Genomic DNA, 21,431 nt, shown 5'->3' on the forward strand with positions numbered 1-21,431 from the left:
GGTTGTGTCTGTTTGATTTGTTTTTCTTCAACGGAGAGTTTGATCCTGGCTCAGGATGAACGCTGGCGGCGTGCTTAACACATGCAAGTCGAACGATGATCCCAGCTTGCTGGGGGATTAGTGGCGAACGGGTGAGTAACACGTGAGTAACCTGCCCTTGACTCTGGGATAAGCCTGGGAAACTGGGTCTAATACCGGATACGACCATTCCACGCATGTGGTGGTGGTGGAAAGCTTTTGTGGTTTTGGATGGACTCGCGGCCTATCAGCTTGTTGGTGGGGTAATGGCCTACCAAGGCGACGACGGGTAGCCGGCCTGAGAGGGTGACCGGCCACACTGGGACTGAGACACGGCCCAGACTCCTACGGGAGGCAGCAGTGGGGAATATTGCACAATGGGCGCAAGCCTGATGCAGCGACGCCGCGTGAGGGATGACGGCCTTCGGGTTGTAAACCTCTTTCAGTAGGGAAGAAGCGTAAGTGACGGTACCTGCAGAAGAAGCGCCGGCTAACTACGTGCCAGCAGCCGCGGTAATACGTAGGGCGCAAGCGTTATCCGGAATTATTGGGCGTAAAGAGCTCGTAGGCGGTTTGTCGCGTCTGCTGTGAAAGACCGGGGCTCAACTCCGGTTCTGCAGTGGGTACGGGCAGACTAGAGTGCAGTAGGGGAGACTGGAATTCCTGGTGTAGCGGTGAAATGCGCAGATATCAGGAGGAACACCGATGGCGAAGGCAGGTCTCTGGGCTGTAACTGACGCTGAGGAGCGAAAGCATGGGGAGCGAACAGGATTAGATACCCTGGTAGTCCATGCCGTAAACGTTGGGCACTAGGTGTGGGGGACATTCCACGTTTTCCGCGCCGTAGCTAACGCATTAAGTGCCCCGCCTGGGGAGTACGGCCGCAAGGCTAAAACTCAAAGGAATTGACGGGGGCCCGCACAAGCGGCGGAGCATGCGGATTAATTCGATGCAACGCGAAGAACCTTACCAAGGCTTGACATGAACCGGAAAGACCTGGAAACAGGTGCCCCGCTTGCGGTCGGTTTACAGGTGGTGCATGGTTGTCGTCAGCTCGTGTCGTGAGATGTTGGGTTAAGTCCCGCAACGAGCGCAACCCTCGTTCTATGTTGCCAGCGCGTGATGGCGGGGACTCATAGGAGACTGCCGGGGTCAACTCGGAGGAAGGTGGGGACGACGTCAAATCATCATGCCCCTTATGTCTTGGGCTTCACGCATGCTACAATGGCCGGTACAAAGGGTTGCGATACTGTGAGGTGGAGCTAATCCCAAAAAGCCGGTCTCAGTTCGGATTGGGGTCTGCAACTCGACCCCATGAAGTCGGAGTCGCTAGTAATCGCAGATCAGCAACGCTGCGGTGAATACGTTCCCGGGCCTTGTACACACCGCCCGTCAAGTCACGAAAGTTGGTAACACCCGAAGCCGGTGGCCTAACCCTTGTGGGGGGAGCCGTCGAAGGTGGGACCGGCGATTGGGACTAAGTCGTAACAAGGTAGCCGTACCGGAAGGTGCGGCTGGATCACCTCCTTTCTAAGGAGCTGCTAACAACTGGTTGCTGTGCCTGCATGGGTGTGGTGGTGGTTGTCAGTGTTGCCCATTGCGCAGGCGTCTGTTCTGCGGTGGGTGCTCATGGGTGGAATATCAACGAATCAAATTTTTTTGGCATGGCCTTGACTGGTTGTGTCCTGGTGCTAGTACGGCGGCCTGTGTCTCTCTTTGTGGGGGTGTGGGTTGTGTGGAACGTGGCTGGGGCGTGGTTGGTGTGGGGTTGTGTTTGGCGCACTGTTGGGTCCTGAGGCAACAGGACCTTTTTGCAGCAATGCAGGGGGCACTTCTGGTGTTTCTTTTGTTCCTGCTTCCGGTACGGCCGCTCGTGTGCATGGCTCCCCTTTTTTGGTGGGGGTTGTGGTGGGTGGTGGTCTGGTTGACGGGGTTGTTGTTTGAGAACTACATAGTGGACGCGAGCATCTGGAACACACACGTGGCTGATTCCTTTTTTGGGGTTGGTGTGTGTGTTCTTACAGCAATTTCTTATGAATGAACCTGGCCCTTGTGGTCGTGGTTCTCTCGAGTAGATGATGCATGACCGGATGAGAGTCCGGTCTTTGTGTGGTCAAGTTTTTAAGGGCACACGGTGGATGCCTTGGCATTAGGAGCCGAAGAAGGACGTAGGAATCTGCGATAAGCCTGGGGGAGTTGATAACCGAGCGTTGATCCCAGGATGTCCGAATGGGGAAACCCCGCACAACGCTGTCATGGTGATTGTGTGACCCGCATCTGAACACATAGGGTGCGTGGGGGGAACGCGGGGAAGTGAAACATCTCAGTACCCGCAGGAAGAGAAAACAATAGTGATTCCGTTAGTAGTGGCGAGCGAACGCGGATCAGGCTAAACCGTTTCATGTGTGATAGCCGGCGGGCGTTGCATGGGCGGGGTTGTGGGACTTTCCGTTCTGGTTCTGCCGGACCAGTGAGGTGAGGTGCAGGCATAGGTGAACGGTCTTGAAAGGCCGGCCAGAGAGGGTGTGAGCCCCGTAACCGTAATGTTGTGCACGGCCTGGGGAGTATCCCAAGTAGCACGGGGCCCGAGAAATCCCGTGCGAATCTGTCAGGACCACCTGATAAGCCTAAATACTTCCTAATGACCGATAGCGGACCAGTACCGTGAGGGAAAGGTGAAAAGTACCCCGGGAGGGGAGTGAAACAGTACCTGAAACCGTGTGCTTACAATCCGTCGGAGCAGTCTTGTTACTGTGACGGCGTGCCTTTTGAAGAATGAGCCTGCGAGTTAGTGTTACGTCGCGAGGTTAACCCGTGTGGGGTAGCCGTAGCGAAAGCGAGTCTGAATAGGGCGAGTGTAGTGGCGTGATCTAGACCCGAAGCGGAGTGATCTACCCATGGCCAGGTTGAAGCGACGGTAAGACGTCGTGGAGGACCGAACCCACTTCAGTTGAAAATGGAGGGGATGAGCTGTGGGTAGGGGTGAAAGGCCAATCAAACTCCGTGATAGCTGGTTCTCCCCGAAATGCATTTAGGTGCAGCGTTGCGTGTTTCTTGCCGGAGGTAGAGCTACTGGATGGCCGATGGGCCCTACAAGGTTACTGACGTCAGCCAAACTCCGAATGCCGGTAAGTCAGAGCGCAGCAGTGAGACTGTGGGGGATAAGCTTCATAGTCGAGAGGGAAACAGCCCAGACCACCAACTAAGGCCCCTAAGCGTGTGCTAAGTGGGAAAGGATGTGGAGTTGCGAAGACAACCAGGAGGTTGGCTTAGAAGCAGCCATCCTTGAAAGAGTGCGTAATAGCTCACTGGTCAAGTGATTCCGCGCCGACAATGTAGCGGGGCTCAAGTACACCGCCGAAGTTGTGGATTTCACATATTGCCCTAGCCTTCGTGGTTCAGGGGTGTGGAGTGGTAGGGGAGCGTCGTGTGGGCAGTGAAGTCGCGGTGGAAACCAGCGGTGGAGCCTACACGAGTGAGAATGCAGGCATGAGTAGCGAAAGACGGGTGAGAAACCCGTCCGCCGAATGATCAAGGGTTCCAGGGTCAAGCTAATCTGCCCTGGGTAAGTCGGGACCTAAGGCGAGGCCGACAGGCGTAGTCGATGGACAACGGGTTGATATTCCCGTACCGGCGAAAAACCGTCCATGCCAAGCGGGGGATACTAACCGCCCGGAGCCTGCCCTATCACCCTTGTGGTGTGTGGGTTTTGGCCGAGCGCGGGATCTGATCCCGGGAGGTAAGCGTATTAACAGGTGTGACGCAGGAAGGTAGCCGGGCCGGGCGATGGTTGCCCCGGTCTAAGGATGTAGGGTCAGGGATAGGCAAATCCGTTCCTGTGTGTTTCGAGCACGATCCTGAGATCTGATGGGACCCCCGTTCGGGGGGATCCGGTGATCCTATGCTGCCAAGAAAAGCATCGACGCGAGGTTTTAGCCGCCCGTACCCCAAACCGACACAGGTGATCAGGTAGAGAATACCAAGGCGATCGAGAGAATTATGGTTAAGGAACTCGGCAAAATGCCCCCGTAACTTCGGGAGAAGGGGGGCCTGCCCCGTGATGGAGACTTGCTCTCCGTGAGCGGGTGTGGGCCGCAGAGACCAGGGGGAAGCGACTGTTTACTAAAAACACAGGTCCGTGCGAAGTCGCAAGACGATGTATACGGACTGACTCCTGCCCGGTGCTGGAAGGTTAAGAGGACCGGTTAGCCCTTACGGGCGAAGCTGAGAATTTAAGCCCCAGTAAACGGCGGTGGTAACTATAACCATCCTAAGGTAGCGAAATTCCTTGTCGGGTAAGTTCCGACCTGCACGAATGGAGTAACGACTTCCCCGCTGTCTCAACCATAAACTCGGCGAAATTGCAGTACGAGTAAAGATGCTCGTTACGCGCAGCAGGACGGAAAGACCCCGAGACCTTTACTATAGTTTGGTATTGGTGTTCGGAGTGGCTTGTGTAGGATAGGTGGGAGACGTTGAAACCCGGACGCCAGTTCGGGTGGAGTCATCGTTGAAATACCACTCTGGTCACTTTGGACATCTAACTTCGGCCCGTGATCCGGGTCAGGGACAGTGCCTGATGGGTAGTTTAACTGGGGCGGTTGCCTCCTAAAAAGTAACGGAGGCGCCCAAAGGTTCCCTCAGCCTGGTTGGCAATCAGGTGTCGAGTGTAAGTGCACAAGGGAGCTTGACTGTGAGAGAGACATCTCAAGCAGGGACGAAAGTCGGGACTAGTGATCCGGCGGTACATTGTGGAATGGCCGTCGCTCAACGGATAAAAGGTACCTCGGGGATAACAGGCTGATCTTGCCCAAGAGTCCATATCGACGGCATGGTTTGGCACCTCGATGTCGGCTCGTCGCATCCTGGGGCTGGAGTAGGTCCCAAGGGTTGGGCTGTTCGCCCATTAAAGCGGTACGCGAGCTGGGTTTAGAACGTCGTGAGACAGTTCGGTCCCTATCCGCTGCGCGCGCAGGAAATTTGAGAAGGGCTGTCCTTAGTACGAGAGGACCGGGACGGACGAACCTCTGGTGTGTCAGTTGTACTGCCAAGTGCATCGCTGATTAGCTACGTTCGGATGGGATAACCGCTGAAAGCATCTAAGCGGGAAGCTCGCTTCAAGATGAGATTTCCATACACATTATGTGTGAGAGGCCCCCAGCCAGACCACTGGGTTGATAGGCCGGATGTGGAAGCGAGGACTAAAGACTCGTGAAGCTGACCGGTACTAATAGGCCAACAACTTACACCACACAACACACACTGCACGCGTCCACTATGTGGTTCCCGAACAACAACCCGTCCCCGGGTTGCCGGAACCAACAACAACTAAATACACAACACCACAGTTGTAACCACAGTCTTCCCACCCGGGAAAGCAGCCCCCCACAAGGGCCCGCACACCCGGGACGGGTAACAGAGTTACGGCGGTCATAGCGTGGGGGAAACGCCCGGTCCCATTCCGAACCCGGAAGCTAAGACCCACAGCGCCGATGGTACTGCACCCGGGAGGGTGTGGGAGAGTAGGACACCGCCGGACAACCATTAAGAAGAGCCCCAGCCACCGGCTGGGGCTCTTCGACTTTAACCCACCTGTGTACCTTCCGCCCCCGGTAGAGTTGGTGGTCATGGAAAATCTTTTCAGCCATCCAGAGTCGGAGCCCGAACCGTCCCAACAGGCCGGCGATGGCCTTGACCCCCTGATCATTACTGTTGTGGTTCCTACCAACGTCTCGCATGCCTTCCAGGGTTTCACCGATCATCCACATCTGTGGTGGCCGCTGGAGCAGGAGAGTGTGTACGGCGAAGGATCTCATGTTGAGTTCGAAGAGAACTTGATACTGGAGACGGCCGAGGATGGCCGCACATCAGTATGGGGGACTATCGACGATTGGCAGCCTCCACTGTCCTTCCACGCGAGCTGGTATCCGGCCAGTACGCCCCTGTGGTCCACGGAGATCCGCGTGGTTTTCCGGGCCGTGGAGGAGGGCACTGAAGTCCGGTTGATCCATGACGGCTGGGAGGGCGCCGAAGACCCTGCGGCCTCACGCGCGTCCTACGCCGAGCGGTGGCCCCGTGTCTTGGAGCGCTACGTGAGGTTCATGGGCGGAGCAGTTGCCTAGGATCCGCAGGCTCCACGCGAATGACTGGCCGTTGTTGAAGGCTGTCCGCCTGGAGATGCTCACGGATACGCCCATGGCCTACGTGGAGAGCCTGGACGCGGCCCGCCGGCAAACAGACACCCAGTGGCAGGAGCGTGCTGCCGCGATGTCCGGCGATGCCAGCATCACCCTGGTTGCCGATACAGGCGAAGAGGGCAGCAAACTCTGCGGCCTGATGCGTGTGGTGGTCAAGCACCCCCGGATCCCGGAGAAGCCGCTGCAGGCCATGCTCATCAGCGTCTATGTGGCACCTGAGCATCGTGGCCTGGGATTGGCCGACGAACTCCTCCAAGAGGCGTGCAAAGCCGCTGCCGGAGATTTCGCGGCCGAAAGCATGGAGCTTGGGGTGCACGAGGACAACTCAAGGGCGCTTGCGTTCTACCGGCGCCACGGATTCCAGACCACGGGTGCCAGCCGACCCTATCCGCAGGACACATCGAAACTGGAGCTCGTCATGGAACGGCAGCTGCCGTAGAGGCACCTTAGGCGGTGCCGGCCCTCGGCACCGCGGTACTGGTGCGAACCACCAGCTTGGTGGGGTGTTCGGTATCAGCAGGTTCCAGCACCAACCCGTTGTTGATGGCGCCCAGCAGAGTCCGGACGGCCAATGCTCCCTGGCCCTTGGCATCCTGGTCGATGGTGGTCAGGCCAAGGACATTGCCAAGATCGTGCCCGTCAATGCCCATGACGGACAGGTCGTCGGGGATGCGCAGGCCGAAGTCCCTTGCGGCGAGGATGGTGCCAATGGCCATTTCATCCGACGCCGCAAAGACGGCTGTGGGGCGCTCCGGTGCGCTGGCCAGGAGTTGCCGGGCCGCCGAGTAAGCGCCTTCTATGGTGAAGTCCGCGGATACGATCCATTCGGGCCTGACCGGGCAGCCGGCGTCGTTCATTGCTTTCTCGAAACCGCTGCGGCGGGTTCCAGGCAGGTGGAAGTCCTGGTCATAGGCCTCATGACCCGTGATGTGCGCGATCTTGGTATGGCCCAGGCCCAACAGGTGGTTGGTGGCCTTCAGTGCGAGTCCAGAGTCGTCAATCCTGATAGTCGAAGCTCCCGGCAACGGTCCGCCGATGCCCACGATGGGCCGGTGGACCGCGTGAAGCTGCTGGATCTCGTCTTCGCTGAGCTCCAAGGACACTGCAATGACTGCGTCCACCCGCTTGCGTAGCAGGAAGTCGTTGAACACGCTCTGCCGGTGCGCAGGGTTTTCACCGATGTTGTAGAGGGTGAGGTCGTAGCCGGCCTCAAGCAACGCCGCGGAGGCGCCCTCGATCACCGCTGAGAAGAACCAGCGGTGGACTGAGGGCACCACCAGACCGACGTTGTGCGTGCGCCCGGAAGCCAGGCTTGACGCATGATAGGACAGCACGAATCCCAACTCGGCAGCGGCGGAGCGGGCACGTTCCCGGCTGCTGGGGGATACGTTGCCCTTTCCGCTCAGCGCCCGTGAGACCGTGGCAACGGACAGCCCTGCTCGCTCGGCTACGTCCTTGATGCCGGTCATGCTGCTCCTCGGTGGAAAAGTTAGCTGGCCTTTAGCCAGATTGTCTCCCCCGAGCCTAGTAGATCAGCAGCCAGTAGATCAGCGCCGGCTTCCACCGCGGAACTCCGCAGGATGGTTTCGCCTGCGGGGAGCGGCATTGCATCGGCTCCGACGTTCATCATCACCAGGGTGTTGCCGTTGAGGTAGGCCAGCGAGGTCTCGCTGCAGTAGTCCTCCACCCAGGCCAGGGAGCCCTCGCCGAGGCGGTGCATGGTGCGGAGCTCGAGCATCCGCCGGTACAGGTTAAGGTGCGACGCCGGATCCGCCTCTTGCTTGTCCCTGGCCAGGGCGGGCCAGGACTCGGGCTGGGGCAGCCAGGGGTCCAGGCCGCTGCCGAACCCTGAGTGGGGTTCGGACGAACGCCAGGGGAGCGGAACGCGGCAGCCGTCACGGCCGATGCGGGCTCCGCCGGTACGGGCGAACGTTGGATCCTGGCGCATGCTGCCGGGAATGCTGGAGGAATCCGGGAGGCCGAGCTCTTCGCCTTGGTAGAGGTAGGCGCCACCGGGGAGGCCCAACATGAACATGGTGGCCGCGGCAGCCCGTCGTCGTCCGAGTTCTTCGTTGGGTTGCACGTCGTCGGGGCCGATGCCGTCGCCGTCGCGGGGTCCTGGTCCGTCGTAGCCGAAGCGTGAAACGTGCCGGACAACATCGTGGTTGGACAGCACCCAGGTGCTCGGGGCCCCCACGGCGTCCAGGGAGACCAGGGAGTCGGTGATGATGTGGCGCAGGCGATTCACGTCCAGTCCTGCGTGCAGGTAGGGGAAGTTGAAGGCCTGGTGCATTTCATCGGCTCGAACCCACTGGGCCAGCCGGGGCAGCGGGTCCACGTTGGCTTCCGCGCAGAGGATGCGGTCCGGTCCGTATTCTTCCAGGATGGAGCGCCAGCGGCGGTAGATATCGTGGAGGGCGGGCTGGCCGAACATGGGTGCGTCGTGTCCCGGGAAGCCTTCGGAGCTGTTGCCGTCTGCGCGTCCACCCCAGTCAGGGAGTCCGGCTGCCTTGACCAGCGCGTGGGCGACGTCCACCCGGAAGCCGGAGATGCCGCGGTCCAGCCAGAAGCGGAGGACGCGTTCAAACTCGGCATGGACGGCCGCGTTGTCCCAGTTGAAGTCCGGCTGCGAGGAATCGAAGAGGTGGAGGAACCATTGGCCGGGGTCGCCGCTCGGCTCCATGACGCGCGTCCATGCCGGGCCACCGAAGTGCGATTGCCAGTTGTTGGGAGGCTCATTGCCGTCGGGCCCCAGGCCATCGCGGAAGATGAACATATCCCGCTCCGGACTGTTGGCGCCGGCAGCAAGCGCGGCCTGGAAGGCGACGTGCTGCTCGGAACAGTGATTGGGGACGAGGTCCGCGATGACGCGCAAGTTGAGCCTGTTGGCCTCTGCGATGAGGGCATCGAAGTCGGTCAGGGTGCCGAAGAGGGGATCGACGTCGCAGTAGTCGCTGACGTCGTATCCGGCGTCCCGCTGAGGTGAGCGGTAGAAGGGCGACAACCACACGGCGTCGACGCCCAACGTCGCCAACTGCGGCAGTTCGGCGGTGATACCCGCCAAGTCTCCTACGCCGTCGCCATTGAGGTCGCGGAAGGACCGCGGATAAATCTGGTAGATCACAGCGGACCGCCACCATCCGTGCGCCTTCGAAGCGTGGTGGACGGGGGTCACGTGCGTGAAAGCTGCAGTGGGCTCGTGGGTCGCAACCGAGAGCAATGAGTCAACGGACATGAACACATCGTAGAAGAGAATTTTCAAAATTGTAAACGCTTCCAGCCCTAAGGGTGCTGTCTTTGAGTGATTTACAAGGTGGGGTCTTTTCAATTCCGCGTATTTACCTGTAGTGTGTGGAAGCGCTTGCAGTCTGTGAGCAAAGTCACCGGCGATGCGATGGGTTTAGAGCCCTTGCCGTCGAAGCAAAGAAGAACGAAAGGGACACCAATGAAGGTGCACACTACCCTCGAGACTCAAACAACCCGGCGTGTTTTCGCCGCCGGGGCGATCTCCGTGGCCGCTGCCCTGGCACTGACCGCCTGCGGTGGAAGCGCCTCCACTACGCCCAGCTCGGATGCTGCAAAGCCGGACCTCAAGGCTGCCGGAGCCGGTGTCATCACCATGTGGGTTGACGCCGAGCGCTCTCCGGCGCTGAAGGACATCACGGAGAAGTTCAAGTCCGATACCGGCATCGAAGTGAAGCTTGTGGTCAAGGATTTCGCCGCCGTGCGCGACGACTTCATCACCCAGGTACCCACCGGCCAAGGGCCGGACTTGATTGTTGGACCCCATGACTGGATTGGAAAGTTTGTCCAGAACGGTGTGATTGCCCCCGTTGAGCTGGGCGACAAAGCGGCACAGTTCCAGGACTCCTCCATCAAGGCCATGACCTACAACGGCGCCGTCTATGGTGTCCCGTACGCCATCGAGAACATCGCCTTGCTTCGCAACACCAGCATCGTGGACAGCAAAGCCGCCACGCTGGACGAAGTAGTGGCCAACGGCAAGAATGCCGTTGCGGACGGCAAAGCCGCATTCCCGTTCCTGGTGGGCATGGATCCGAAACAGGGCGATCCCTACCACCTGTATCCGCTGCAGTCCTCCATGGGCTCACAGGTCTTCGGCAAGAGTGCCGACGGCGGATATGACGCAAAGCAGCTCCTCATCGGTGACGCTGCCGGCGTCGAATTCGCCAAGAAGCTGGCCTCCTGGGGTGATGCCGGCGAGAAGATTATCAACTCCAACATCACCAATGACATTGCCAAGGAGAAGTTCCTGGCCGGAGAATCCCCGTATTTCCTGACAGGCCCGTGGAACGTTCCGGACGTCCAGAAGAAGGGCATCAAGTTGGCCGTGGATGAACTGCCCACTGCCGGCGGCGAGCCCGCCCAGCCGTTCATCGGTGTCAACGGCTTCTTCATCAGCGCCAAGAGCGTCAACGCCTTGGCCACCAATGAGTTCGTCACCAACTACCTCACCTCCGAGTCGGCACAGGATTCCATGTATGCGGCAGGCGGACGCCCGCCGGCATTGAAGGCCTCCTTCGAGAAGGCCGCCAGCGATCCCGTTGTGGAGGCGTTCGGAAAGATCGGTGCCACGGGCGTCCCCATGCCGGCCATCCCTGAAATGAGTGTGGTGTGGGCTGACTGGGGCGCCACCGAGTTGGCCATCATCAAGGGCCAGGGAGATCCGGCTGAGGCTTGGACCAAGATGGCCGACAGCATCAAGTCCAAGATCGGCGGCTAGCACCACAACCGGATAACTCCACCGGTCTGCCCCGGGCCGGGCGGCAATCCACCGCCCGGCCCTGCCTGTCGCCAACCGCTTCACTCAAGGATCCACAATGCCAAAACCAGATCTCCGCGAACTGCCAGCAACCCAAGGCCAACCGAGCCCGGAACAGTCCGTCGGCAGCGGCGCCCGCAACGGCAGCGGCGCCCGCCCCACAGCCAAGCCCGTACGCCACCCGGATTCCCTCAAGGGCACCATCCTCAAGGTTGTCCTGCTGGGACTTGTGGACGCTTTTGCGGTGTACGTCCTGATGATGCTGTTCCTCAGCCAGTCGTGGCCCGCGTTGGCGGTATCCTCACTGGTGGTTCTGGCCATCAACTGGATCTACCTCCGTAAGGGTGGGCTACCGGCCAAGTACCTGGCTCCAGGGGTACTGTTCCTGCTGGTGTTCCAGGTCCTGGTGGTGGTGTTCAGCGGTTACATCGCCTTCACCAACTACGGCGATGGGCACAACAGCACCAAGGAAGATGCCATTTCGGCCATCCAGATGACAGCCCAGAAGCGCGTCCCGGACTCGCCTGCTTACAAGGCGTCCGTGCTCACCAAGGGCAGTAATTTCTACCTGCTGTTCACGGATCCCTCTGGCAAGGCACAACTCGGCAGCAGTGAGGATCCGCTCACCGAGGTCCCGGAAGCCGGCAAAGACTCGACAGGCAAGGCCACCTCCCTGGCGGGTTACCAGACGCTGAAGTTCCAGGAGATCGTGGCCAATCAGCAGGAAATCCTGAAGATCACAGTCCCGGTTTCGGACGATCCCGCCGATGGGACGCTCCGCACTGCGGACGGCAGCACGGCCTACCAGTTCAAGCCGGCACTGAACTATGACGCCGCCACGGATACCTTCACGGACACCGATACCGGCACCCAATACCGCGACAACGGCAAGGGCGCATTCGCCGACGCCAACGGGGAGACCCTGGCCACCGGCTGGAAGATCGATGTTGGCATGGACAACTTCGTGCGGGCCTTCACGGATCCCAGCCTCCGCGGGCCACTCCTGGGTGTGATCCTTTGGACGTTCACCTTCTCCATCGCATCCGTTGCCCTGACCTTCGTGATGGGCCTCTTCCTGGCCATCACCTTCAACCGTGAGGACCTTCGCGGCAAGAAGGCGTACCGGATCCTGATGATCCTGCCCTATGCGTTCCCCGCTTTCCTGTCCGGCCTGGTGTGGTCCGGCATCCTCAACCCCGAGTTCGGCTGGCTCAACCAAACACTCTTGGGCGGCGCGAACATCGGGTGGCTTACGGACCCTGTCCTGGCCAAGATCAGCGTGCTGGTGGTCAATGTGTGGCTTGGCTTCCCGTACATGTTCCTGGTCTGCACGGGCGCCTTGCAGTCGCTGCCGTCTGAAATCGACGAGGCCGCCCGCATGGATGGTGCCTCGGCCTGGCGGGTGTTCCGGTCCATCAAGTTGCCGCTGCTCCTGGTGTCCGTGGCGCCGCTGCTGATCTCCTCCTTTGCCTTCAACTTCAACAACTTCAACGTCATCTACATGCTCACCGGTGGTGGGCCGCGCTTCGCGGACACTGATCGCGATATCGGATCCACCGACATCCTGATCACGCTGGTGTACAAGGTGGCGTTCGGCCAAGGCACAGGGCGCGACTACGGACTGGCCAGCGCGCTGGCCATCATCATTTTCATCATCGTGGCCACTATCTCGGCCATCAGCTTCAAACAGACCAAAGCACTCGAGGACGTGAACTGATGAGCGTACGCACACTGGCCGCCACCAAGGAAACAGCGCTCGACGGCGGCCCTACGCCGCTGGCGCCTGCACGCCGTCCGTTCGGGGTCTGGTTTAAGGACAAAGGCTGGCGGCATGTGGTGGGCATCGTCACCACGATCTTCGCCGTGTTCCCGCTCCTGTATGTTCTGTCCGCTGCCTTGGATTCCAACGGCACCCTGGTGGGTTCCAACGGACTCTTCTCCAGGTTCGATACCGGCAACTTCGTAGCACTCTTCAGCGACCCCACAAGACCTTTCGGCCGTTGGTTCGTGAACACCTTGGTGGTTGGTACGGTGACGTCCGCCGCCACCGTTTTCCTCGGCGCCATGGCCGCGTACGCGTTCTCCCGCATGCGTTTCAAAGGCCGACGGGTGGGACTGTTGACCCTCCTCTTGCTGCAGATGTTCCCGCAACTGTTGGCCGTCGTCGCGATCTTCCTGCTCCTGAGTGGCATCTCGCAAGTAATCCCCGCCCTGGGGCTGGGCAGCCAGCTGGGCCTGATCATGGTGTACCTCGGCGGCGCGCTGGGCGTGAACACGTACCTGATGTACGGGTTCTTCAACACGGTTCCGCAGTCCTTGGACGAAGCGGCGAAGATCGACGGTGCCAGCCACGTCCAGATCTTCTTCGGCATCATCCTGCGGCTGGTCACCCCCATCCTGGCTGTTGTGGGTCTCTTGGCGTTCATAGGCATCTCCAGCGAGTTCGTCATCGCCAGCGTTGTCCTGACCGATCCTGACAGCCAGACACTCGCCGTCGGGCTCTACTCCCATGTGGCCCAGCAGCGCTCCGAAAACTGGGGCGTCTTCGCAGCCGGCGCCGTCATCGCGGCCATCCCTGTCATGGCCTTGTTCCTCTTCCTGCAGAAGTACATCGTCAGCGGCCTCACCGCCGGCTCAGTGAAAGGCTGACCATGCCAATCGCCCTTCCGCATCATGACGGATCCGGACTTCATGCTCCCCATGCCGTGTCCCTTGGCGAAACAGTCCGGCTCCGGCTGCGCGTCCCGCAGGGGTGGGGTCCGGCGTCGAAGGTTTGGGTCCGGTCCGTCCAGGACGGCGAGCCGCGCTACGACGCCGCGATCCGGCTCGGCTCGGCTGATGGCTGGGACTGGTGGGAAGCGGCGATGCTCGTGGCAAACCCGGTGTCCAAGTACCGCTTTCTGCTGGAAGTCACTGAAACGCACGACGACGATGCTGCCGCCACCGTAGCGAGCCGAAGCACCATTGGGCGGCGCTACTGGAACCTCAACGCCCAAGGCCTGTTCCGACGGGACGTCTCCGACTCTGCAGACTTCAGGCTGACAACGTTCGCCGCGGCTCCGGAGTGGCTCCGCAAGGGCACCATGTACCAGGTGTTTCCTGACAGGTTCGCGCGATCCGCCCAAGCGGACAATCATCCGACTCCGCACTGGGCTATCGCATGTTCCTGGGACGCCCAGGTGGTGCGGACAGGCGAGCAGGCAGCCACCCAGTTCTATGGGGGAGACCTTCCCGGGATCACGGGAAAACTCGATCACCTGCAGGACTTGGGGGTGGATATCCTCTACCTGACGCCGTTCTTCCCCGCACGATCCAACCACCGCTACGATGCGTCAACCTTCGATTCCGTGGACCCGCTCCTGGGCGGAGACCAGGCCCTGGTGGACTTGGTGGAAGCTGCACATGCGCGAGGCATCAAAGTCATGGGGGATCTCACCGCCAACCACTCCGGCGACGCCCACGAATGGTTCGTCAAGGCACTCGCGGATCCCGGCTCGGAGGAAGCCGGCTACTACTACTTCAGCCCCGACCATTCCAGCTACGAGTCGTGGTGGGGCGTGCCGTCACTGCCCAAGTTCAACTGGTCCTCCGATGCACTCCGCCGACGTTTCGTGACGGATGATGATTCCGTGGTGGCACGCTGGCTCAAGCCGCCGTTCAACCTGGATGGCTGGAGGATCGATGTCGGCAACATGACCGGCCGTCTGGGCGCGGTGGACCTCAACCATGACGTGGCACGGCTCATTGCGGACCGGGTGCGCGAAATCAACCCGAACGCGGCCCTGCTGGCGGAGTCCACCTCCGATGCCTCTCCGGATTTCACGGGCGAGCACTGGCAGGGAGCCATGACGTACTCCCACCTGACCCGGCCGTTGTGGTCCTGGCTCGCCAAAGATGCACCGAACGTGAACTTCTTCGGCTCACCGCAATCCGGGCCCAACAAGATCGATGCTGAGGACTTCCTGGCAACACATCTGGACCTCGCCGCGGGATTTAGCTGGGGTGTGCTGCAAAACAATATGAACGCGCTCAATACGCACGACACCGCACGCGCGGCAACGGTGATGGTCGACGGCGGTCCTGCCGTGGGTGCCGCCCTCACCTTCTGCCTTCCAGGAGTTCCGGTCATGTTTGCCGGCGACGAGTTCGGGTTTGTTGGGTTCAACGGCGAGGACTCCAGGACGCCCATGCCATGGGCTGATGGTAGCCGCGTGCGGACGGACATGCGGTCCCTCTACGCCAACCTTGCGCGGCTGCGCAGGGAACTGCCGTCGCTGACTGAAGGCGGGGTGCGCTGGCTGCACGCCGAGGGCGACGCGTTGGTCTTCATCCGGGAAAGTTTGGAATCTTCAGCGCTGGTATTCGTCGCTAGGGACACGGCCGAGGTGGTCCTCGACAACGCTGTCCTCTCCAGCCAGCAGCTCGAAGCGTTACTCGCCCCGCCACTGCACCACTCCGGAACGGCGAGCTCCGCACCCGCCGGACCATCCGGCGTCGACGATGTTTGCCTACGTGCCGAAGGTGTCTCCGCAGGAATCTGGGCGATGCCGGGGACGGTGCTCGCCACCGGGTAGCCGGCGGCCGTGGCCGTGCCCTGCCGTTCCGGGCTGGCTAGCGTTCCGGGCTGGCTAGACTGGGAGCACTAAAACACTGCGAAGACTGCCGGTTTGGCGTGTCCGCGGTGCGTACGTGGAGGGACCACTGTGTCGGACGAAACGGCTATGGCCGGAACATCAGAGGAAAGCATCAACACCTGGACCGCGGGCCGCCGGGAACACTCACGGCCCTCGGCAGGCCAACAAGTATTCCTGAAAGAGCTCGCGGCCGGACTCCGTGCCGGGCAGGTGGCCGAGGATGAAGAAACCCTCACCGTATACTCCATGGATCAAGGACCGCTGCTGGAGCGGCACCTGCCGCTCGCTGTGGTGTGGGCCGAGTCCGTCGAAGACGTGCAACACATCGTTCGCAGCTGCGCGGCACACCAAGTGCCCATCGTCGCTCGGGGTGCAGGAACCGGCGTCTCCGGGGGAGCGCACGCCACCCAAGGCTGCATCGTCCTGGGCCTGGAACGGATGAACCGCATCCTGGACCTCAACCCCGACGACGAAACCGCCGTCGTCGAACCCGGCGTCATCAACGCCGACCTCAACACCGCTGCCGCCGAGCACGGGCTCATGTACGCGCCCGACCCGGCCAGCTACAAAATGTCCACCATCGGCGGCAACGTGGCCACCAACGCCGGAGGACTGCGCTGTGCAAAATACGGCGTGACACGTGACTCCGTGCTCGCCCTGGACGTCGTCATGGCCGATGGCTCCCTGATGCACACCGGCCACCAAACCTTCAAAGGCGTGGCGGGCTACGACCTCACCGCGTTACTGGTGGGCTCCGAAGGAACATTGGGGATTGTGGTGGGAGTGACCGTTCGGCTCAAATACCTGCCGCGCGAAATCCACACGATCGCCGCCTTCTACCAGGACTTCCGCAGCGCCGCCGCTGGTGTGCTTGCAGTAGGCAAAGCCCGCGTACAGCCCGCCATCATGGAACTCCTGGACAACGGCACCTTGGTGCAGCTGGACGAACTGAACGGCAGCGACCTCCAAAAGCGCGGCAAATCCCTGCTGCTCATCCAAACCGACGGTTTCGGAGCGGCCGCAGAAGCCGACGTCGTCCGCCAGGTACTCGCCGACAGCGGCGCCACAGTCACCACTGAAGCCAGCGAAGAAGCCGAAATGCTGGTGGAACTACGCAGAAACAGCCGCGGCGTCGAAGTGGACGACGAATTCAGGGTGGGCGAAGACATAGCCGTCCCGCGCTCGCGCTTGGTGGACTTCGTGGCTGAACTCGAGGCTATGGCCGCCCGATTCCAGGTTCGACTCAAAGTAGTGGCACACGCCGGCGACGGAAACCTGCACCCCACGTTCTGGATGGACCGCGTAGACCCCGCCACCGACGCAGACGCACTCCAACGACTCAACGCAGCCCTGGACGAATCGATCCGCGTAGGCCTCCACATGGGCGGCACCATTACAGGCGAGCACGGCGTGGGCCAATACAAGCTGCGTTGGCTCGGGCTTGAGCAACCCGAACCGATGCGTGAGCTGCAGCGGCGGATCAAGGAGCTGTTCGACCCGCAGGGAATCCTGAATCCGGGAAAAGCTATCTGATCCGTGGGCCTGTGACGCTCTATCACGTCCCGCGTGTTTGGGTGTGACGCTCTATCACCTCCAACTCTCTGGCGGACCGCACGTGTGCTTCTTGGTATTCCAGACTCGGAGTGGTTGCATTCTGACTCTTGCACTTCCTTTCAGAACGACGTATTTACTTTGCGTCATCCCCCTCATAGTCTTACTTGGTATACCAAAGTTGCTATGAGGGGAATGACGTGCGCGAGAAGCGGCAGGCTGGATCTTTACTGAATCCGAGGCTGAGGGTGGGTCTAGCGTTGATCGCGCTTGTCATGGTGTCCGTCAATCTTCGACCGGCCATTACCACCGTTGCCGGGGTGATGAATCAGGTGCCGGGAGTCTTCAGCCTGGATCCGTCCCTGCTTCCAGTACTGGGCACTTTGCCGGTATTGGCCTTTGGTATTTCCGGCCCCATGGGGCCATGGCTGGCTCAACGGCTCGGGACAGGTCGTGCCGTCGCGCTGGCGTTGCTGGTTCTGGCCGCGGCATTGGTCATTCGGGCGACGGTGCCCGCACTGCTGCTGCCCGGAACCTTCTTGGCCGGCATGGCGATCATGACAGCCAGCGTGCTGGTGCCCCAGATCGTCAAAGCCAACCGCGGCACCGGCTGGTGGACTGGCCTGTGCACCATGGGATTCGGCCTCGGCGCTGCGCTGGGTGCCGGGCTGGTCCAGCCATTGGAGCAGGCCTTCGGTGGAAACCTGGCATCAGCGCTCGCCGTGTGGGCGGTGCCAGCGCTGATCGGCGCGTTCCTGATCCACCGATCCGGAGGACGCCCGACGGCGGCACCCACCACTGCGGGCACCGTCACCGGAGCCACTGATGTGGTCACTCCGCTCCGGAAGCAACGCACGGCGTGGGCGGTGACAGCGTTCTTCGGACTCCAGGCCATGCTCTACTTCGCGATCACGTCCTGGTTGGCGGTGTACTTGGTATCCCGAGGGCTCGCACAAGCCGATGCTGCCGCCCTGCTGGCGTGGTTCAGTCTTGCTGGGTTGCCTGCAAGTTTGCTGGCTCCCGTGCTCGCTGGCCGCCCCGGCATCCTCAGGATCATGGCGCCCGGCCTTGGCTTGTCCGTGGCAGCTGCGCTGCTTGGAGTTCTGATGGCACCACTTGAGCTGCAGTTCCTCGCAGTAGGCGTCCTCGGCATTGTCCAAAGCGCTGGATTCGGGCTGGCCATGGCGTTGGTGGTGATCCGCTCCGATGGGCCGCAATCGGCGGGCAGGCTCTCCGCCATGAGCCAGGGATTTGGTTTCGCGTTGGCGTCCCTCGGCCCGCTGGGTGCCGGGGTACTGCACACCATCACCGGCGGCTGGGCATTGACGTTCTGGGCGCTCGCCGCGGAGGCCGTAGTGCTGGCAGGTGCAGGATTCTTTGCTATCCGTGGACCCCTCGTCAGCCTGGAGGCAACGGAGTCAGCGGAGCGGGCGGCGCCTCCTGAGCAAGCAACTACCAAAGCCACGGTGGTTCGATAACCCGGCTATTCGAAGGATTGTGCAGAGGCGGGCACCGCGTCCGATTGCCCGGAAACCGGGGAAGGGCCTGTTCGGGCAGCAGCCCGGCGGCGTATCCTCGGCCATATGACCAACTCAGCAGCAACAGGTACAAATCAGCCGGAAACGCCCGCTACTGAAGTCCTGGAGACCAACGAGTGTTGGGAGCTCCTCCGCAGTGTCTCGGTGGGCAGGCTCGCCGTTGTGGTGCAGGATCACCCGGACATCTTTCCCGTGAATTACAAAGTGGATCACGGGACCCTGGTGTTCCGGACCGGTGAAGGCACCAAACTTCATGCAGCTCTGGGCGATGCTCCGGTTGCCATCGAAGCCGACGGCGTCAATGCCGAAACAGGTGTGGCGTGGAGCGTGGTGGTCAAGGGCCGCGCTTCTGCCGTAAAACTGACGCAGGACGTGCTTGATACGGTCGGTCTCCTGCTGTTCCCTTGGGAGGCGGGGCAGAAGGACCAGTTCATCCGCATCACGCCTAGCGAAGTGACCGGGCGCCGCTTCAAAGTGACGCCCCCGGCGACGTGGTGGTCGCCCCTGGATGGCGCTCCCACGGCACGCGGCGAGTAGCACTTAAAGCGAAAACCCGCCCTTATCCGCCCCCAATACCGTTGAACGGCGAGGAATCGAACAAGAGCGGGCTCCGCGGCCGCTACACGAGTTCCAGCTGGTCAGCCACCACCCTTCCGGAGTGGATGACGGTGCGGTCCTTGCCGCGGTCCATCACGGTGGAGGCTACCGTTTCACCGTCCACCAGGAGCAGCTCAGCCGGGTCACCGACCTCGACGCCGGGACGATGGGAGGTGTCCTTCAGCCTGGTTGCGCCGGGGTCAAGAATGCTCGCCCCACCGATGGTGGCGATGGCCAGGCAGTGCTCGATCAGCTGGTCCTTGCGGAAGCCATGGGTGAAAGCGAGTTGCCAGGTCCGGTCCAGCATGTCCGTGTTGCCGTAGGGGGACCAGTAGTCGCGCTGGCCATCTTCGCCCAAGCCCAGACGAACACCGGCCTCGGTAAGGAGCGGGATGGGCAACTGGCCGGCAGCAGAAGGAGCAACCGACGCCAGGGAGACATCGAGCTCAGCGAAGGCATCAATGAGCCTGCGTGTAGTGGCCTCGTTGACGCTGCCCAGCTGGTACGCGTGGGACATGGTGACCTTGCCCTGCATGCCCAGCGCCTTGGTCCGCTCCAGCACCAGATCGGTGCTGAAGACGCCCAGCTCGCCCGGTTCGTGAAGGTGGATGTCGATGGGAACCTGATACTTCTCTGCCAGTCCAAACACGATGTCCAAGTGCTTGACGGGGTCCCGGTCCAAGGTGCAGGGATCGATGCCGCCCATCACGTTGGCGCCTGCTTTCAACGCCTCCTCCATGAGTTCCACCGTCCCTTCCTCCAACAACAGACCAGCCTGGGGGAACGCGATGATGTCAACGGATGCCTGACCGGCGAATTTCTCCTTGGCGGCAGCAACGGCGTCGAAGCGCTCCAGCTTGCAGTCCACATCAACCTGGGCGTAGGAGCGGACCCGCGTGGTGCCCCTGGCGATCATCCGTCCCAGGGTGTCATTCACGCGATCCTGCAGCGGGACCTCGGCGTTGCGCCAGTTCAGGCGGTCGTTCATCATCATGGTCCACACACCCGGACCGCCGGTGTGTTCCCGGAACGGGAGGCCGATCCGGGTGGAGTCCAAGTGAACGTGGACATCCGAGAACGATGGCAGCAGCAGGCGCCCACGTCCTTCGACAACAGTGACGCCATCCGGGACCACGCGCGCAGGGTTGTGTGGTTCGACGGCGGTGATCTTGCCGCCTGCTTCGCCAGCGACGAGCGTGACGTCACTGAGCGCTTGCCCCCAGGGGCGGACGGCGCGGATCAGGGTATTCAATGGTTGCTCCTCTGATGGCAGGTCTGTTGATCGCCGACGCCCGTGTTAACGAAACGCGGGTGCTGTGAAATTCTTGTATACCAAAGTAGCGTAGGGGGAGCGTCACTCAAAGGACTGGCGACTGCATGAAGGGAAGTTTGACAGTGGCTGAGGCGATGCCGGAGAACGGGAATGGCCGCGATAAAGAGGCCCGCGCGGAGAACGTCTACCAACTGGTGTTGGAAGGCATCGTCGCGGGAACGTACGCGCAGGGTGTGCGGTTGCGCGAGCGTGAACTTTCGGAGCTTTACAACGTCTCCCGCATTCCCGTGCGCGAAGCTATCCAGCGCCTGGAACAGGACGGCTTTGTGGCAACTTTCCCCCGCCGCGGTGCCGTGGTGCGCCAACTGACCCTCACGGATGTCAACGAGCTTTTCGACGTTCGGCTCTGCTTGGAGACGTTCGCCGCGCGCATGGCTGCCACGCGTGTGGCCGAAGGCAGCGACGGCGGTCGGCTGGTGGAACTCATGGAGGCCTCCAAGGCAGCAATCGACGACGAACGGACCGACGACGTCGCCTTGATCAGCGCCGAGCTCCACGCCGAAATAGTGCGCCTGTCCGGTAACAGGCTGCTCATTGAATCCGTGAAACCCCTGTTTGGGCGCATGCGCTGGATCTTCGGGCTGGCCCACAACCGCAGCAATGAGCTCCAACGCGACGAACACACCGAACTGTGCAACGCCATCCTGAAGGGTAAGCCGGATCTGGCCTACTCCCTGGCGTACTCACACATCGAGTTGGGCCGCGAACCCGTCCTGGCCGGGCTGGCCGAGACACTGGAACCGTGAGTTTTTGTACAGCTAACGCCCTTTAGAAGCCCTC

13 protein-coding genes and 3 rRNA genes are annotated in these 21,431 nt (G+C 61.3%); 13 read left to right on the forward strand and 3 right to left on the reverse strand.

Annotated elements, in window-relative coordinates; all coding sequences use genetic code 11:
* Positions 1-27 precede the first annotated feature (27 nt).
* The 5 genes from ACZ5J0_RS04185 to ACZ5J0_RS04205 all read left to right on the forward strand — a co-directional run bounded on the left by ACZ5J0_RS04185 (position 28) and on the right by ACZ5J0_RS04205 (position 6,654).
* Positions 28-1,548, forward strand: a 16S ribosomal RNA gene (locus tag ACZ5J0_RS04185).
* A 581-nt stretch (positions 1,549-2,129) separates the two neighbouring features.
* Positions 2,130-5,270, forward strand: a 23S ribosomal RNA gene (locus ACZ5J0_RS04190).
* Between the two features lie 170 nt (positions 5,271-5,440).
* A 5S ribosomal RNA gene (gene rrf, locus ACZ5J0_RS04195) occupies positions 5,441-5,557 on the forward strand.
* Together the 16S, 23S and 5S rRNA genes form the textbook arrangement of a ribosomal RNA operon.
* An 88-nt stretch (positions 5,558-5,645) precedes the next feature.
* Positions 5,646-6,140 carry an SRPBCC family protein gene (locus ACZ5J0_RS04200; protein ID WP_166841650.1) on the forward strand — a complete coding sequence of 165 codons (495 nt, stop codon included), beginning with the start codon at positions 5,646-5,648 and terminating at the stop codon, positions 6,138-6,140.
* Between the two features lie 55 nt (positions 6,141-6,195).
* On the forward strand, positions 6,196-6,654 hold the full coding sequence (locus ACZ5J0_RS04205) for a GNAT family N-acetyltransferase (RefSeq protein ID WP_464094693.1): 459 nt from the start codon (positions 6,196-6,198) through the stop codon (positions 6,652-6,654).
* Between the two features lie 7 nt (positions 6,655-6,661).
* Here ACZ5J0_RS04205 and ACZ5J0_RS04210 read toward each other — a convergent pair whose 3' ends face one another.
* Together ACZ5J0_RS04210 and ACZ5J0_RS04215 are read right to left on the reverse strand one after the other, a co-directional pair.
* Positions 6,662-7,684, reverse strand: coding sequence for a LacI family DNA-binding transcriptional regulator (locus ACZ5J0_RS04210; RefSeq protein WP_142936552.1), 1,023 nt, complete (start codon positions 7,682-7,684; stop codon positions 6,662-6,664).
* Positions 7,685-7,704: 20 nt separating this feature from the next.
* Positions 7,705-9,450, reverse strand: coding sequence for a glycoside hydrolase family 13 protein (locus tag ACZ5J0_RS04215; protein ID WP_250821674.1), 1,746 nt, complete (start codon positions 9,448-9,450; stop codon positions 7,705-7,707).
* Between the two features lie 210 nt (positions 9,451-9,660).
* Here ACZ5J0_RS04215 and ACZ5J0_RS04220 point away from each other — a divergent pair, with 210 nt between their 5' ends.
* The 7 genes from ACZ5J0_RS04220 to ACZ5J0_RS04250 all read left to right on the forward strand — a co-directional run bounded on the left by ACZ5J0_RS04220 (position 9,661) and on the right by ACZ5J0_RS04250 (position 19,258).
* Entirely contained in the window at positions 9,661-10,959 is a 1,299-nt protein-coding gene (locus ACZ5J0_RS04220) for a sugar ABC transporter substrate-binding protein (protein WP_464094247.1), read from the forward strand.
* A gap of 97 nt (positions 10,960-11,056) precedes the next feature.
* A complete protein-coding gene (locus ACZ5J0_RS04225) occupies positions 11,057-12,715 on the forward strand; it encodes an ABC transporter permease subunit (protein ID WP_464094248.1) in 1,659 nt (552 codons plus the stop codon).
* On the forward strand, positions 12,715-13,647 hold the full coding sequence (locus tag ACZ5J0_RS04230; protein ID WP_464094249.1) for a sugar ABC transporter permease: 933 nt from the start codon (positions 12,715-12,717) through the stop codon (positions 13,645-13,647). Before ACZ5J0_RS04225 ends, ACZ5J0_RS04230 begins: the two co-directional genes overlap by 1 nt.
* A gap of 2 nt (positions 13,648-13,649) precedes the next feature.
* Complete coding sequence (locus ACZ5J0_RS04235) at positions 13,650-15,572, forward strand: glycoside hydrolase family 13 protein (protein WP_464094250.1); 1,923 nt, start codon at positions 13,650-13,652, stop codon at positions 15,570-15,572.
* A gap of 147 nt (positions 15,573-15,719) precedes the next feature.
* The gene (locus tag ACZ5J0_RS04240; RefSeq protein WP_464094694.1) at positions 15,720-17,165 is read left to right on the forward strand and encodes an FAD-binding oxidoreductase; all 1,446 of its coding nucleotides are present in this window, start codon (positions 15,720-15,722) and stop codon (positions 17,163-17,165) included.
* A gap of 293 nt (positions 17,166-17,458) precedes the next feature.
* Positions 17,459-18,661, forward strand: coding sequence for an MFS transporter (locus ACZ5J0_RS04245; RefSeq protein ID WP_464094251.1), 1,203 nt, complete (start codon positions 17,459-17,461; stop codon positions 18,659-18,661).
* Between the two features lie 105 nt (positions 18,662-18,766).
* Positions 18,767-19,258, forward strand: coding sequence for a pyridoxamine 5'-phosphate oxidase family protein (locus tag ACZ5J0_RS04250; protein WP_464094252.1), 492 nt, complete (start codon positions 18,767-18,769; stop codon positions 19,256-19,258).
* Positions 19,259-19,340: 82 nt separating this feature from the next.
* Here the strand turns inward: ACZ5J0_RS04250 and ACZ5J0_RS04255 are convergent, their stop codons facing one another.
* Positions 19,341-20,570, reverse strand: coding sequence for an amidohydrolase family protein (locus ACZ5J0_RS04255; protein ID WP_464094253.1), 1,230 nt, complete (start codon positions 20,568-20,570; stop codon positions 19,341-19,343).
* A gap of 125 nt (positions 20,571-20,695) precedes the next feature.
* Between ACZ5J0_RS04255 and ACZ5J0_RS04260 the strand changes: the two genes are divergently transcribed.
* Entirely contained in the window at positions 20,696-21,397 is a 702-nt protein-coding gene (locus tag ACZ5J0_RS04260) for a GntR family transcriptional regulator (RefSeq protein WP_464094254.1), read from the forward strand.
* Positions 21,398-21,431: the final 34 nt, after the last annotated feature.

This window comes from Arthrobacter sp. DualSoilB13 (assembly GCF_055389195.1).

Bases quoted from the DNA above. Each gene is read 5' to 3' on its own strand.
- ACZ5J0_RS04260 (WP_464094254.1), top strand. From the start codon at position 20,696: ATGAAGGGAAGTTTGACAGTGGCTGAGGCGATGCCGGAGAACGGGAAT.
- ACZ5J0_RS04250 (WP_464094252.1), top strand. From the start codon at position 18,767: ATGACCAACTCAGCAGCAACAGGTACAAATCAGCCGGAAACGCCCGCT.
- ACZ5J0_RS04205 (WP_464094693.1), top strand. From the start codon at position 6,196: ATGCTCACGGATACGCCCATGGCCTACGTGGAGAGCCTGGACGCGGCC.
- ACZ5J0_RS04240 (WP_464094694.1), top strand. From the start codon at position 15,720: ATGGCCGGAACATCAGAGGAAAGCATCAACACCTGGACCGCGGGCCGC.
- ACZ5J0_RS04220 (WP_464094247.1), top strand. From the start codon at position 9,661: ATGAAGGTGCACACTACCCTCGAGACTCAAACAACCCGGCGTGTTTTC.
- ACZ5J0_RS04200 (WP_166841650.1), top strand. From the start codon at position 5,646: ATGGAAAATCTTTTCAGCCATCCAGAGTCGGAGCCCGAACCGTCCCAA.
- ACZ5J0_RS04210 (WP_142936552.1), bottom strand. From the start codon at position 7,684: ATGACCGGCATCAAGGACGTAGCCGAGCGAGCAGGGCTGTCCGTTGCC.
- ACZ5J0_RS04230 (WP_464094249.1), top strand. From the start codon at position 12,715: ATGAGCGTACGCACACTGGCCGCCACCAAGGAAACAGCGCTCGACGGC.
- ACZ5J0_RS04215 (WP_250821674.1), bottom strand. From the start codon at position 9,450: ATGTCCGTTGACTCATTGCTCTCGGTTGCGACCCACGAGCCCACTGCA.
- ACZ5J0_RS04235 (WP_464094250.1), top strand. From the start codon at position 13,650: ATGCCAATCGCCCTTCCGCATCATGACGGATCCGGACTTCATGCTCCC.
- ACZ5J0_RS04245 (WP_464094251.1), top strand. From the start codon at position 17,459: ATGGTGTCCGTCAATCTTCGACCGGCCATTACCACCGTTGCCGGGGTG.
- ACZ5J0_RS04225 (WP_464094248.1), top strand. From the start codon at position 11,057: ATGCCAAAACCAGATCTCCGCGAACTGCCAGCAACCCAAGGCCAACCG.